The organism is Acidovorax sp. FJL06, from assembly GCF_003852545.1.
Lineage (GTDB): Bacteria > Pseudomonadota > Gammaproteobacteria > Burkholderiales > Burkholderiaceae_C > Acidovorax.
On sequence record NZ_QAJR01000003.1, the window covers coordinates 254,218 to 267,193 of the forward strand.

Consider the following 12,976-nt stretch of genomic DNA (forward strand, 5'->3'; position numbering starts at 1 on the left):
GCTATCATTTCGATAACAAACAGTCGCCTCACTCGCAGCATGCGTCGATGACTTCGCGAACCAACGCATCCGGCGCCCCGCGCACCACCGCCTTGCCTGGCCCATCAATCAGTACAAAGCGGATCTCCCCCGCCTCGGACTTCTTGTCGATGCGCATCAACTCCAGGTAGCGACCGGCGTTGTCCTGCGTATCCAGAATGGGGCCCTTGGTAGGAAGACCCGCCCGCCGAATCAGCGTGGTGAGCCGCTGAACAAAGGCTTCGTCCACCATCCCCAAGCGCCGCGACAACTCCGCCGCCATCACCATGCCTGCGGCGACCCCCTCGCCATGCAGCCAGACCCCATAACCCATGCCCGCCTCGATGGCATGGCCAAAGGTATGGCCGAAATTGAGGATGGCACGCAGGCCTGATTCTTTCTCATCTTGCCCGACGACAGCGGCCTTGATCTCACAACTGCTGCGAACCGCGTGGGCCAAGGCAGTGCCGTCGTGGGCCATAAGGTCACCAACATGGCGCTCCAGCCAATCAAGGAAATCCATATCAGCAATCGGACCGTACTTGATGACTTCTGCCAATCCAGCGCTGAACTCACGCGCTGGTAGCGTGCTCAGCACATCCAGATCGCACACAACCCGCTGGGGCTGATAAAAGGCGCCAACCATGTTCTTGCCCAAGGGATGATTGATCCCGGTCTTTCCTCCCACGGAAGAATCGACTTGGGCGAGCAGCGTAGTGGGCACCTGCACAAAGGGAATACCGCGCATGTAACTGGCCGCAGCGAAGCCCGTCATGTCACCCACCACACCGCCACCCAATGCGAACAAAACCGTTTTTCGATCACACCCCTGCTCGAGCAGAACATCAAAAATCAATTGAAGAGTCTGCCAGTTTTTATGCTCCTCGCCATCCGGCAGGCGCACTTCGTGAATTTGCGCATACCGTCCCGCCAGTGCCGCCCGCAGAGAAGCTGCATAGAGGGGGGCGACCGTGGTGTTGCTCACAATCAGCGCAGCGCTACCGGGGGGCAAACCATCGTAGGTGGAGGCGTTGGCCAGCAGGCCTCCGCCAATGGCGATGCGATAGCTACGCTCGCCCAGATCAAGGGAAACTTCTTGGGCCATCGGGGATTTGAATGTTCTAAGTACCGGTAAGTGGCTGATGCACGACTCGGGGGCATTTTGCCCGTTTTATCAAACGTGCCCACATCGTGAACAAGACAGCAGAAGCTCGATACCTACCCAAGGGATCTCCAATCACCGTCCACATCATGCCCCACAGCCAAAAAAATCCCCGGACAAGCCGGGGATGAGGTCAAAAAATCCAACTAAACGGTATCACTGTGCACGTACTCCTTGGACTGCGTGAACAGCGATCCCATCCCATCAAGGGCATGCGAGCGCTGGAGTACTGCCACTCACAACAGTGATGCTCAACGTGCGAGTTACCGACGCCGCACCCTTCGTCGCAGTCACCAAGAACTTTCGAGATCCGCAGTCCGCCACCGCTGGCTTACCGTTGAGAACGCCTGCCGAGTCTGTCGTGCCGCTCGCCAGCCATGCAGGCAAGCTGGCAAAACTCCAGGTCACGCCACTTACGGAGGAGACAAAGGAGTAAGTAAAGTTAGCGCCAGCAGGGGCAGAGCCAATCGAGCACACGGCATTTGAATTGCAATCGCCAATGGCAAAGTCTTCTGGCAAACCTCCCACAAGCTTGAACTTGACAGCACCTGTTGCGGAGACCTTGTTTTTGTCCGTCGCCGTCACGGTCGCCACGTAATCACGCTCTTGCGCATCCTTACTGGCCTTGCCACTAAGCACGCCCGTGCTGGCATCCACCGCCAGCCCCGCAGGCAATCCACTGGCAGACCACGTAAAGGGAGGCAATCCACCCTTCGCTGTCAACAGTGCAGTGAAAGGAACCTCTTTGGTCACAGTGCCCAAGTCCACGTCGGTGAACGTAGGAAGTACCGTGACCGCTTCAAGCACAGAGATGGGAACAATAGCGGTAATCGGATCTGTAATCCCATTGCTCACGTTGTTGTCAAAACGGTCCGTTGCCAGCTCCAGAAAAATCGATCCCGTTTCGGTACCGCTGAGCAAAGAAAACGTTGCAACCCCGCCAACAGAAGGTAACTGCAGCACACTGCCACTCTGGGCACCTGCCACCAAACGGGCACCTTGGGCTGCGTCCGTGCCCGAAAGAATGCGAACTTGCACATTGGCCCCCGACGCACTGGTCGTAGGCTGGTTTGTGTCATCCATCACAAACGCCTGGATTGCCATCTGAGTCAGGAGCTGGTTGGTATTATTCTTGGTCCCCAGATATCCCGGTGTCTGCGCCTCTAAACGGACACTGGCCGGCTTACCGGTAACGCCACCGACTGAAATTTCCACGCTGGCGGATTTTTGCTGCTTGTCACGAGGATCCGTGACAGAGCAGGTGATACGCGCAGTCCCAGCCTGATTGGCCGAATGGAAATGGAAAGAATTTCCACCAGAATTCGAACCCAATGTAATGCTTCGATAGGCATTAGGGACTTTTATCTTCCCTCCTTTCCCATCGTCGACCTCTGTTTCGTGCTCTGCCTTGCCATCCAGATAGTAAAGCGCGCCAGAATCCAAACCACCGGCAAGATTGCAGCCAAATATGGCATCCCCCCCCGGTATGGGCAGACTGCCTTTGCGAGCGTCCACATACAAAGTTGTGGTGTAGGGCCGATAAGTTCCCATACCAGGCTGCGAACCCGCAACATTCAAAGGCAACTGGGTTTTTTCCGATCGAAGCGTAATGGTGTAAACCTCTTGGGTCTCACCCGCACTACCACCACCGCCGCCACAGGCAGACAATACGCTCAAGAGGGCAAGAGGCAGAAATTTGAATTTTTTTAACATTAATTATCCTCAGCTAAATTTAAATCACCGCATTGCAGTGCGATCACTAATAATCTTGGGGCTAATAAAAATTAGCATTTCCCGCTTTGTGGACTCTTTTGTTCGACTTTTGAACAGGTTACCGACCACTGGAACATCTCCAATGAAAGGTATCTTATTTTCTTGATTGGTTTCTTCCATTTCAAAAATCCCACCAATCACAACGGTTCCGCCATTTTCAATCAATATTTGTGTTCTGACATGCTTGGTATCAATGGCAACGCCTTGCGTTGTGGTTTCACCTCGACTGTCTTTGTTGACATCCAAGTCAAGAATAATATTACCCTCTGGTGTAATCTGCGGCGTTACCTCAAGTTTCAAGACCGCCTTCTTGAATGCCAAGCTCGTAGCCCCATTAGGCGCAGTCACAGCATATGGATACTCTGTACCTTGCTCAATGAGAGCTTTCGTTTGATCAGCCGTAATGATTCTGGGACTGGAAACAATACGCCCTTTCCCGTCAGCCTCCATCGCTGACAATTCCAACGTCAGAAACCGGTTGGCTGCCGAGTTAAATATCGAAAGCGCAAAACTTCCTACAGAACTAACACTGGACACGCTGGCAGGAAGGTTGACAAAATTACCACTGGTGCTCGTAGTTCCACCGGCACCACTGGAAGCCACCGCATTGGCGTAAGAGGTGCCAAATGCAACACGATTACTGCCACCGATGCCGTAACCACCATCCCCCCCCCGATTCGCACGCAAATCAGTCCCCCCCAATCGGACCCCGAGCGAGCGACCAAAAGAATCTCGAGCCTCCACAATCCGGGCTTCAATCAACACCTGCCGCACTGCCACATCCAGACTCGCCAACAACAACCGCACCTCCTCAAGCTTACTAGGGGTATCTGTTACGAAAAGCTGATTGGTACGTGGCTCAGAAATGGCACTCCCACGCTCAGAGAGAAAACGTATTGTTGCACTTGATCCGCCCCCCCCTGAACCAGAAGTCAGCTGCGTAACAATATCTGCGGCTTTGGCATAGTTGAGCTGAAAAGCCTGTGTTTTAAGCGGCTCTAGCTTCTGGATCGCCTGCGCCGCTTCAAAATCTTTCTTGGTTCGCGCATCTATTTCATCCTTGGGCGCAATCCATAACACCGAGCCCGTCTTGCGCATGCCGAGACCCTTGGCATCCATAATTATCTGAAGCGCTTGGTCCCAAGGTACATCCTTGAGACGCAATGTCAAAGCACCAGTCACAGTATCAGACGTCACAATATTGAAGTTTGTGAAGTCAGCGATCACCTGCAAAAGCGATCTCACCTCAATATTTTGGAAATTCAGTGAAAGCTTTTCTCCAGAATATCCAGGTCCCTGCGTCAGTTTGCTCAAATCCACTTTCTTTTGGCGGACCTCAACAACAAATTGGCTATCACTTTGGTAGGCACTGTGCTCCCACTCACCCGCAGACTCAATGAGCATGCGAACACGCTCACCCGTCTGCGTGGTGGTAACCGTTTGCACCGGCGTTCCAAAATCCGTCACATCCAGGCGACGACGCAAGCCCTCAGGCAGAGACGAGCGCATGAACTCCACCACAATCCCTTTGGGTTGTTGCTGAAGGTCCACCCCGACCTGGTTATTGGCCAAATTGACAACAATTCGCCCCGACCCATCGGCCCCACGGCGAAAGTCGACATCCTTCAAAGGCAGCGTTTCACTGTTATTGCCATCAGAGAAGCTAACAACGGAAGAGCTACCCGAAGGAGGCGCAGACAACCCCGCCACCGGATCCAACGACAAGACCAATGTCTTCCCTTGAATATCCGTACGATAGGACGTTGCCGACTTCAAATTCAGCACGACACGTGATCGCTCTCCCGCCTGAACAATGTTAACGGATTTCAAATTTCCAAGATTGACCTCATACGCCGATTTACCCGTAGAGTTAGCAACCCCTTGAAAATCCAGAGCAATTCGCGCGGGCGACTGCGTCGAGAACCCAGTGGGAGTATTGGTTAAGGGATCCGTGAAATCAATTCTTACAATCTCGATCCCACCCTGCATGCTGGCCGCAACCGAATTGATCCCCCCCTGCGCCGCTGCGCCCAAAGAGAGGAGTGCAATAGAAACGCCAACAACGGCACTACGGCAGCAATTTACAAACAAGCCACTATTATGTTTCATTTTTTCCCCTCTTGCAGATCAAGCGACGCTGAGCGCTCTATCCAATCCCCTGTTGCATCCTGCGCTATCTCACGCAACTGAATGGAAGTTTCAGTTATTCGAACAATTTTTCCATAGTTCTGCCCCAAGTAATTGCCCATTTTCACCTGATAAATCAAGTTATCAACCTTCAATAATGCAATAGGGACACCCGACTTATTCAAGCTTCCGACCATTGCCATGCTATCCAGAGGGAATGCCTCCAAGGGCTCTTTGCGGCGCGACATTTCAGGAGCTATCAGCGCCGCATTGGATGCTACTTGGGCGGAATCTCTGCGCAGAGCCTGCGTCAACTTAATTTGATTAAAAGGCTCGATTGCAGCATCCTGCGAATAAGATTCAGGGATGAATTTCTTCGGCTCCGACAGGGGGGTAACACTCGGTTTCGTATTGGCCCTTTGATCTGCCATCCAAAGACGCAACTCATCTTCGCCCGACGGAACACATCCAGCCAAAATAAAAGCACACAGCAAACCAATGGGCCGATAATGCAGCTTAGTCATTTAGCCCCTCCTGCCTTCTTTTGGGCCTGAATTTCCTCTGGGTCCAAATACCTGAAAGTACGCGCAGTGGCATCCATAATCAACACATCGCGTGCGCCAGGGGTGATAGAAACATTATTCAGCGTTACGATACGAGAGAGATGCGCAATATCGGATGCAAAAGCACCAATATCATGATAACGCCCCGTTACGCGAATAGAGATAGGCAACTCCGCGTAATAGTCTTTGGCAACAACCTGCCCGGGCCTGAACAACTCAAACTGCAAGCTCCGCCCCAACCCCGACTGATTAATATCAGAGAGAAGTGCCGCCATTTCTGCCTTGCTTGGCAGCTGCTTCTCCAACTGAATAACATACTGCTGTATTTGCTCCCGCTGCTTTTTCAGAGCATCCAGGCTCACTGCCTTCACCAGCTTTTTCTGATAATCCGTTCGTAACGCGACTTCCTTATTGCGCTCACCATCCAGCTCTACCTCATAGTCTTGCAAAAAAGCAAACCACGAGACGACAGCAACGGCCGCTGCAATAAAAATGCACAACAGCACTTTCGGAAGAATCGGCCAAAGGGATGGATCCTTCGTATCCAGATTCTTGAATTGCCGCTGAACCACTTCCATCTGTTCAGCAAAGCCAATTGTTTTTTCTTTTTTGCTTGCCATCTCACTTCCCTCCGGCCGATGCGGCAGCACTTGCGGCAGCCATCGTCTTCTGGGCCTCACTCGCCCGGACCAGCTGAAATTTGAGGTTGAAAGAAGCCACTCTCCGTTGGTCACGCTGGCTCAAAGAAACCGTGCTGGCAGTAATTTCACTCAACTCTGGCTTATCCAGCCAAGGCGTGTTGCTGGCAAGGTTACGCAGCAATTCGGATATCCGCTCGTTCGATTGCGCCATGCCCTGCATCGCGATGGTTTGACCCGATTGCCTGATTGCAGTGATATACACGCCATCCGGCAGCTGCTTTACCAATTCTGTCAACAGATGAACGGGCAGGTTGCGATCCGACTGAAGATCCTCCACCGCTTTCTGGCGTGCCCGCAACGCGGCGATCTCATCCTCGATGGAGGCAATTTCTTTGATTTGCCCTTCCAGAACCTTGATTTCCCGCTGAAGAAAGCTGTTTTTTGCTTGCTGATCCGTGATCATCATCTGGAACCACCAATAGATGGCGCCAGCGATCACCAATCCGAGAAGCAGCGACGCAAACATGGTGGCCTGAAACGCCTCTTTGCGGCGTTTCCGGGCCTCCTCGCGGTGGGGCAATAAGTTGATCAGAATCACTGCAAGAACCTCCGCATGGCCAGACCGCAAGAGGTCAAGTACGACGGCGCCTCACGCACCATTTTTTTCAACCGGACGGAACTTCCTATTTCCATCCCATCAAATGGATTGACCGCGCTGCAAGCAAAGCCTGTCTGCTGGGTCACCGCCTCGGTAAGACCGGGCAAAGGTGCCGACCCACCCGCAAGCATGATGTGGTCCACGCGGTTGTGCGGCGTGCTGGTGAAAAAGAACTGCAGGGCCCGGCCAATTTCCTGGGCCATGCTATCGACAAATGGACGGAGAACCGCCGACTGGTAGTCCTCAGGCAAATCACCGTTTCGCTTCTTGCCTTCAGCCTCTTCCACAGAAAAACCATATTGACGCACGATCAGCTGGGTCAGTTGGGCACCGCCAAACGCCTGGTCGCGGTCATACAGAACTTCTTCATTGCGGATGACCTGCATGCTGGTGGTCAGCGCACCGACCTCAAACAAGGCCACCATCGCGTCAACACCTTTGTTGGGGAGGGCCTCAATCAAACGCCCAGCGGCAAGGCGCGAGGCATGCGACTCAATATCGACGACCACAGGCTTCAAACCCGCCGCTTCGGCCAAACCCTGTCGGTCCTGCACCTTTTCACGCCGCGAAGCGGCGATGAGCACGTCTACATCGCCGGGGGCATTTTTGCTGGGTCCGATCACGCAGAAATCCAGGCTCACTTCGTCGAGCGAGAACGGGATGTACTGATTGGCCTCGGACTCGACCTGAACTTCAAGCTCCTGCTCCGTCATTCCGCCGGGCAGCGTGATCTTCTTGGTGATGACGGCGGACGGCGGCAGTGCCAAAGCAACGTTCTTGGTCCTCGTCCCGCTCTTCTTGACGAGCCGGCGCAGAGCATCCGCGACCTCATCAAACTTTTCGATGTTGCCGTCAGTGATCCAGCCGCGTTCCAGCGGCTCGATGGCACAACGCTCCAGAACCAGGCTGCCCGCTTTATCACGCCCCAACTCCACCAGCTTGACACTGGAGGAACTGATGTCGATTCCCAGCAGCGGAGCAGACTGGCGACTGAACAAAGACCCCATTGAGATCAAGATTGGTCCCCTGTAACTTGCCAAAATGAGGCAACAAAACTTAACACTTCACATGAATGCTATCAGTAAGATAGTTCTCCGGCAAAGATTTTTCCCGCTGTAACGCCTGCGGAGCGTTGCCAAAAGCAGACGAAATTTCGAGGCCCTGCAATACCTTTCAGCAAGGGGCGAGCACCTTTCGGCGGCTCTGGAATGCGCAGGATTTGAGATTTCGAGGAACGCCGGGCAGACATTTTTATAATGGACGGCCTTACCCATCCGGAGCGATATGCCGCCCTCTCCATCGAAGTCATCCGACAAGCCGGATGCGTCCTCCGCCCGCGCACGACCCACCTGGTTCCGCTGGCTTCTTCGCATCACCTTGTGGATGGCCGGGCTGGCCGCAGCTGCGGCCGTCGGGCTCGCGCTGACGATCGCGGTCGCGCTATCGGTTGCCTACCCCAACCTCCCTGACATCTCGGACCTGGCGGACTACCGGCCCAAGCTCCCCTTGCGGGTCTACTCTGCCGAAGGGGCCCTGTTGGGCGAGTTCGGCGAAGAACGCCGCAACCTCACGCCCATCGGCGAGATCCCGCAAGTCATGAAGGATGCGGTCCTGGCCATCGAGGATTCGCGCTTCTTCCAGCATGGTGGTGTGGATTACAAGGGTGTATTGCGTGCAGGACTGGCCAATTTGGGCCGCGTGAAAAGCCAGGGTGCGTCGACTATCACCATGCAGGTGGCGCGCAATGTTTATCTTTCGTCAGAAAAAACATTTACCCGCAAAATTTACGAAATTTTACTGACATTCAAACTGGAGCACTTGCTGACCAAGGATCAGATTCTTGAGATTTACATGAATCAGATTTACTTGGGCAATCGGGCCTATGGTTTTGCGGCGGCTTCTGAAGCTTATTTTGGCAAGCCACTGAAATCCCTGTCCATTGCAGAAGCCGCCATGCTGGCAGGCCTGCCCAAGGCGCCCTCTGCCTACAACCCCATCAGCAATCCCAAACGCGCCCGCGTTCGGCAACAGTACATCATTGAACGGATGGAAGAGAACGGGTTCATCACCGCACAACAGGCGGTGGAAGCCAAGAAGGAAGAGCTCAAGATCCGGACCGGCCCCGACAACACGCGGGTCCATGCCGAGTACGTGGCCGAGATGGCACGCCAGTTGATCTTCACGCAGTATGGCAACGAGGCGTACACACGCGGCCTCAACGTCTACACCACCCTCAATGCGGCAGAGCAGGAAGCGGCCTACAACGCCTTGCGCCGCGGCATCATGGACTACGAGCGGCGCCAGCAATACCGAGGCCCTGAAAAATTCGTGGCCTTGCCCACGGCACCGCAGGAAGTCGAAGATGCGATTGACGATGCCTTGGCCAACCACCCGGACAACGGTGACGTGCTCTCGGCCGTGGTGCTGGAGGCCACGCCGCGCAAGATCGTTGCCGCACGCGCCAACGGCGATGCGCTGGAGATCACCGGGGACGGCCTGAAGCCTGCGCAATCAGGCCTGAGCGACAAGGCCCCCCCCAACATCAAGATTCGACGGGGTGCCGTGATCCGCGTGGTCAAGACGCCCAAGGGTGCCTGGGAGATCACGCAACTGCCAGAAGTGGAAGGGGCCTTTGTGGCCCTCGACCCCCGCAATGGCTCCATCCGCGCTCTGGTGGGAGGCTTCGACTTCGACAAGAACAAGTTCAACCATGCCGCGCAGGCGTGGCGCCAACCGGGCTCCAGCTTCAAACCGTTCATCTACTCCGCCGCTCTGGAAAAGGGGTTCACCCCGGCCACCGTCATCAATGACGCACCGCTCTTCTTCGATGCCGGCGTGACCGGTGGCCAACCCTGGGAGCCCAAGAACTACGACGGCAAATACGACGGCCCAATGAGCATGCGCACGGGGCTGGCCAAATCCAAGAACATGATCTCGATCCGCATCCTGCAGGCCGTCGGCCCCAAGACGGCGCAGGAATGGGTGGGCCGGTTTGGCTTCGATCCCGAGAAACACCCCGCCTACCTGACCATGGCGCTGGGTGCGGGCTCGGTCACTCCGCTGCAGATGGCATCGGCCTACTCGGTGTTTGCCAACGGGGGCTACCGTGTGAACCCCTGGCTAATCGCCAAGGTCACGGACCACAAGGGCCGGGTGATTTCCGAGACCACACCACCCGTGACCAGCGAACAGCCACGGGCCATCGATGCCCGCAATGCCTTCATCATGAACAGCCTGCTGCAGGAGGTGACCCGTTCCGGGACCGCCGCCCGTGCCCAGGCCACCCTCAAACGCACAGACCTGTATGGCAAGACCGGCACCACCAACGATTCGGTGGATGCGTGGTTTGCAGGCTACCAGCCGACCATCGCGGCGGTGACGTGGATTGGGTACGACACGCCCCGCAATCTGGGAAGCCGCGAGACGGGCGGCGGGCTCAGCCTGCCCGTCTGGATCAGCTTCATGGAGCGCGCGCTCAAGGGTGTCCCCGTCATGGAGCCCACGGTGCCGGCAGGTGTCGTCAACGTGGGCGGGGAATGGTTCTATGACGAATATGTGCGCAGCGCTGGTGTTTCCAGCGTGGGGCTGGAAGACCATCGCTCTGCATCACCGGCCGTAACGCCCCAGGCGCCGCCACCCTCAGAAGAACGCAACCGCATTCTGGATCTGTTCCGCAACTGAGATTGCGTCACGCTGCACTGACCTGCCCTGCAAGTCAGTGCGAACACCGCTGCGGCGCCTGGTTCAGGCAGCGAACTGCAGCGGCATGCCAGCCTGTTGCGTGGCATCCCGGCTCAGACATCCAAAGAACTCCCCCGCCCCCTTGGTGTCCTGCCAAGCGCTGCCGTCAAACCGGTAGTGGTAGCCCCCCGAGCGGGCCGCCATCCACACCTCATGCAGTGGCTTTTGCAGGTTGATGACGATCTGGCTGCGGTTGGGGAAAGTCAGCGTCACCATGCCGCCCGACCGCTGGGCGTCCACATCGGCATCGGTGGTTTCGTTGATGCGATCACAGCTGCGCTCGACGGCAAGCAGCAGTTGTTCGGCGTGGTCCATGAATTCGAGGTCGGTCATTACAATTTGCGCATGTTGAAAGCTCCCCAAATTCTAGTCAGGACGCTTGTCCTTGCTGCCAGTGCGGCGGCCCTTTTTGGCTGTGGCCAGCGGGGCCCGTTGTACCTTCCGACAGGGCCCTCCGCAGGCCAGCGCGCCACATTGCCAGAAACGCTGACCCCCAGCAGCGGCTCGGGTGCAGCGCAGGCACCCGCCCCAGCCGCCTCCGCCCCTCGCTGATACAGGCCGTGCGCGCACAGCCAGCCGCCGCTTCGCAGGGGGTGCCAATGCCATTTCGCTTGATTTCCATCAAGCACAAACCCTAGGGGTACTCGTACAGTCTGCGCTTTATTGCACCGCAGGATGGCCATGGCCCTGGAACTTTATCGCGACAAGAATCACGCTTGCCTGATGTTCACCGACCTCATTGAGGAGGACGGCCAGGCCGTGCAGGCCAATCAGTTTTTGATCGTGGACGACGATACGGGCGCCATCATCGACCCGGGCGGCAACCTCGCATTCAACGAGCTGTTCATGGGGATGACCAAGCATTTCCCGCCCCACAAGCTCTCGTACCTGATTGCTTCGCACGCCGACCCTGACATCATTGCCTCGCTGGACCGCTGGATGACCAGCACCAAGGCAGATCTGGTGATCTCCCGCGTATGGGAGCGTTTTGCCCCCCACTTCACCAAGGTGGGCAAGACCGAGAACCGCGTCATCGGCGTGCCCGACAGCGGTGGGCACCTGCCCCTGGGCCGCCACGAACTGGTGCTGCTGCCCGCGCATTTCATGCACTCCGAAGGCAACTTCCACTTCTACGACCCGGTCAGCCGCATCCTGTTCACCGGAGACCTGGGAGTGTCGATGATGTCGGGCGCCGAGGCCCGCGTGCCGGTGACCGACCTCAAGGCGCACATCCCGCGCATGGAGGGGTTCCATCGCCGCTACATGGTGTCCAACAAGATCCTGCGCCTGTGGGTGCGCATGGCGCGGCAACTCGACATCTCCATGCTGGTGCCGCAGCATGGTGCGCCCATCATGGGCAAAGCGGCCATCAACGATTTCTTTGAATGGGTCGAGAACCTGATGTGCGGCATTGACCTGTTCGATGACCGGGCCTACCAGATTCCCACGGCGCACATCGACCCCGTGACCCGGCAGATGCGCCCGGCACTGCGGGCCGTCAATGCATAGAAATCAGCGCCCAGGGCGCGCCAAGCGCTCGTCTTTAGCTATTGATTAAATAGCAAATTCCGTTAACGAATTCCCGCCGGAGTGCGTCCGCGCGGGGCGGGCGCGGGTTGCGGCCTGCGCCACCGGTGCCAGAGGCGCCAGCCCAGCAGCCCCCCCAGAACGGCGGCATACAGCGCCACCTCGCCAAAATTGTTCTTCCCGGCGCGCATCCAGAAGAAATGCAGGATGGCCAGGCCCGCCACCACATAGACCGTACGGTGCAGCGCCTGCCAGCGCTTGCCCCCCAGGGCCTTGATGGCCCGGTTGAACGAGGTGCCCGCCAGCAGCGCCAGCAGCAGCAGCGCCGACGATCCGACCAGAATGAAGGGCCGCTTGGCGATATCGCGCAGGATGTCTGCCACGTCAAAGCCCATGTCGAACCAGCTGTAGCTCAAGAGGTGCAGCACCCCATAGAAAAACACGAACAGGCCCAGCATGCGCCGAAAGCGCGCCAGCTGCGGAGTGGCCGTGGCCACACGCAGCGGCGTGACGGCCAGCACCAGGCACAGCGCCCGCAGTGTCCAGTCGCCCGTGGCGCGGATCAATGCCTCCGCCGGATTGGCGCCCAGTTGGTCCGCGAGCGTGGCCACCACCAGCCACGCCAGGGGGAACAGGCACAGCACGAACACCAAGGGCTTGGCGGCGGGATGAAGCAGGAGTTTGCGCATGGCGATCAATACAGGTCCAGGTGCCTGCGCCCACGCCATCCGCACGGCAGGCCGGGCAACAGGCGGGGCCGGGGGGC

Annotated in this window: 12 protein-coding genes; 3 read left to right on the forward strand and 9 right to left on the reverse strand. The window is 56.9% G+C overall.

What is annotated here, in order from left to right; genetic code table 11:
- Positions 1 to 28 precede the first annotated feature (28 nt).
- From aroB to DBV10_RS02860, 7 genes are all read right to left on the reverse strand, one after another.
- Positions 29 to 1,123: a 3-dehydroquinate synthase gene (gene aroB, locus DBV10_RS02830; RefSeq protein ID WP_124510406.1), complete on the reverse strand. Its 1,095-nt coding sequence runs from the start codon at positions 1,121 to 1,123 to the stop codon at positions 29 to 31.
- A 261-nt stretch (positions 1,124 to 1,384) separates the two neighbouring features.
- Positions 1,385 to 2,893, reverse strand: a complete 1,509-nt coding sequence (locus DBV10_RS02835) for an Ig domain-containing protein (RefSeq protein WP_124510408.1) — start codon at positions 2,891 to 2,893, stop codon at positions 1,385 to 1,387.
- Between the two features lie 24 nt (positions 2,894 to 2,917).
- On the reverse strand, positions 2,918 to 5,062 hold the full coding sequence (gene pilQ / locus DBV10_RS02840) for a type IV pilus secretin PilQ (protein ID WP_124510410.1): 2,145 nt from the start codon (positions 5,060 to 5,062) through the stop codon (positions 2,918 to 2,920).
- On the reverse strand, positions 5,059 to 5,604 hold the full coding sequence (locus tag DBV10_RS02845) for a pilus assembly protein PilP (RefSeq protein WP_124510412.1): 546 nt from the start codon (positions 5,602 to 5,604) through the stop codon (positions 5,059 to 5,061). The genes pilQ and DBV10_RS02845 overlap by 4 nt, the downstream gene beginning before the upstream one ends.
- Positions 5,601 to 6,263: a type 4a pilus biogenesis protein PilO gene (locus DBV10_RS02850; protein WP_124510414.1), complete on the reverse strand. Its 663-nt coding sequence runs from the start codon at positions 6,261 to 6,263 to the stop codon at positions 5,601 to 5,603. Before DBV10_RS02850 ends, DBV10_RS02845 begins: the two co-directional genes overlap by 4 nt.
- Position 6,264: 1 nt before the next feature.
- A complete protein-coding gene (locus tag DBV10_RS02855) occupies positions 6,265 to 6,882 on the reverse strand; it encodes a PilN domain-containing protein (RefSeq protein WP_124510416.1) in 618 nt (205 codons plus the stop codon).
- Complete coding sequence (locus DBV10_RS02860) at positions 6,879 to 7,958, reverse strand: pilus assembly protein PilM (protein ID WP_124510417.1); 1,080 nt, start codon at positions 7,956 to 7,958, stop codon at positions 6,879 to 6,881. The genes DBV10_RS02855 and DBV10_RS02860 overlap by 4 nt, the downstream gene beginning before the upstream one ends.
- 268 nt (positions 7,959 to 8,226) lie before the next feature.
- Between DBV10_RS02860 and DBV10_RS02865 the strand changes: the two genes are divergently transcribed.
- A complete protein-coding gene (locus DBV10_RS02865) occupies positions 8,227 to 10,623 on the forward strand; it encodes a penicillin-binding protein 1A (RefSeq protein ID WP_124510418.1) in 2,397 nt (798 codons plus the stop codon).
- Between the two features lie 63 nt (positions 10,624 to 10,686).
- On the opposite strand, the gene cyaY is transcribed toward DBV10_RS02865, so the two are convergent.
- Positions 10,687 to 11,016: an iron donor protein CyaY gene (gene cyaY, locus DBV10_RS02870; RefSeq protein ID WP_124510419.1), complete on the reverse strand. Its 330-nt coding sequence runs from the start codon at positions 11,014 to 11,016 to the stop codon at positions 10,687 to 10,689.
- Between the two features lie 12 nt (positions 11,017 to 11,028).
- Between cyaY and DBV10_RS02875 the strand changes: the two genes are divergently transcribed.
- Both DBV10_RS02875 and DBV10_RS02880 read left to right on the forward strand, forming a co-directional pair.
- Positions 11,029 to 11,235, forward strand: a complete 207-nt coding sequence (locus DBV10_RS02875; RefSeq protein ID WP_124510420.1) for a lipoprotein — start codon at positions 11,029 to 11,031, stop codon at positions 11,233 to 11,235.
- 129 nt (positions 11,236 to 11,364) lie between these two features.
- Positions 11,365 to 12,192: an MBL fold metallo-hydrolase gene (locus DBV10_RS02880; RefSeq protein ID WP_124510422.1), complete on the forward strand. Its 828-nt coding sequence runs from the start codon at positions 11,365 to 11,367 to the stop codon at positions 12,190 to 12,192.
- A 62-nt stretch (positions 12,193 to 12,254) separates the two neighbouring features.
- Here the strand turns inward: DBV10_RS02880 and DBV10_RS02885 are convergent, their stop codons facing one another.
- On the reverse strand, positions 12,255 to 12,899 hold the full coding sequence (locus DBV10_RS02885; RefSeq protein ID WP_124510424.1) for a sulfite oxidase heme-binding subunit YedZ: 645 nt from the start codon (positions 12,897 to 12,899) through the stop codon (positions 12,255 to 12,257).
- Positions 12,900 to 12,976 lie beyond the last annotated feature (77 nt).

Bases quoted from the DNA above. Each gene is read 5' to 3' on its own strand.
- aroB (WP_124510406.1), bottom strand. From the start codon at position 1,123: ATGGCCCAAGAAGTTTCCCTTGATCTGGGCGAGCGTAGCTATCGCATC.
- DBV10_RS02835 (WP_124510408.1), bottom strand. From the start codon at position 2,893: ATGTTAAAAAAATTCAAATTTCTGCCTCTTGCCCTCTTGAGCGTATTG.
- pilQ (WP_124510410.1), bottom strand. From the start codon at position 5,062: ATGAAACATAATAGTGGCTTGTTTGTAAATTGCTGCCGTAGTGCCGTT.
- DBV10_RS02845 (WP_124510412.1), bottom strand. From the start codon at position 5,604: ATGACTAAGCTGCATTATCGGCCCATTGGTTTGCTGTGTGCTTTTATT.
- DBV10_RS02850 (WP_124510414.1), bottom strand. From the start codon at position 6,263: ATGGCAAGCAAAAAAGAAAAAACAATTGGCTTTGCTGAACAGATGGAA.
- DBV10_RS02865 (WP_124510418.1), top strand. From the start codon at position 8,227: ATGCCGCCCTCTCCATCGAAGTCATCCGACAAGCCGGATGCGTCCTCC.
- cyaY (WP_124510419.1), bottom strand. From the start codon at position 11,016: ATGACCGACCTCGAATTCATGGACCACGCCGAACAACTGCTGCTTGCC.
- DBV10_RS02875 (WP_124510420.1), top strand. From the start codon at position 11,029: ATGTTGAAAGCTCCCCAAATTCTAGTCAGGACGCTTGTCCTTGCTGCC.
- DBV10_RS02880 (WP_124510422.1), top strand. From the start codon at position 11,365: ATGGCCCTGGAACTTTATCGCGACAAGAATCACGCTTGCCTGATGTTC.
- DBV10_RS02885 (WP_124510424.1), bottom strand. From the start codon at position 12,899: ATGCGCAAACTCCTGCTTCATCCCGCCGCCAAGCCCTTGGTGTTCGTG.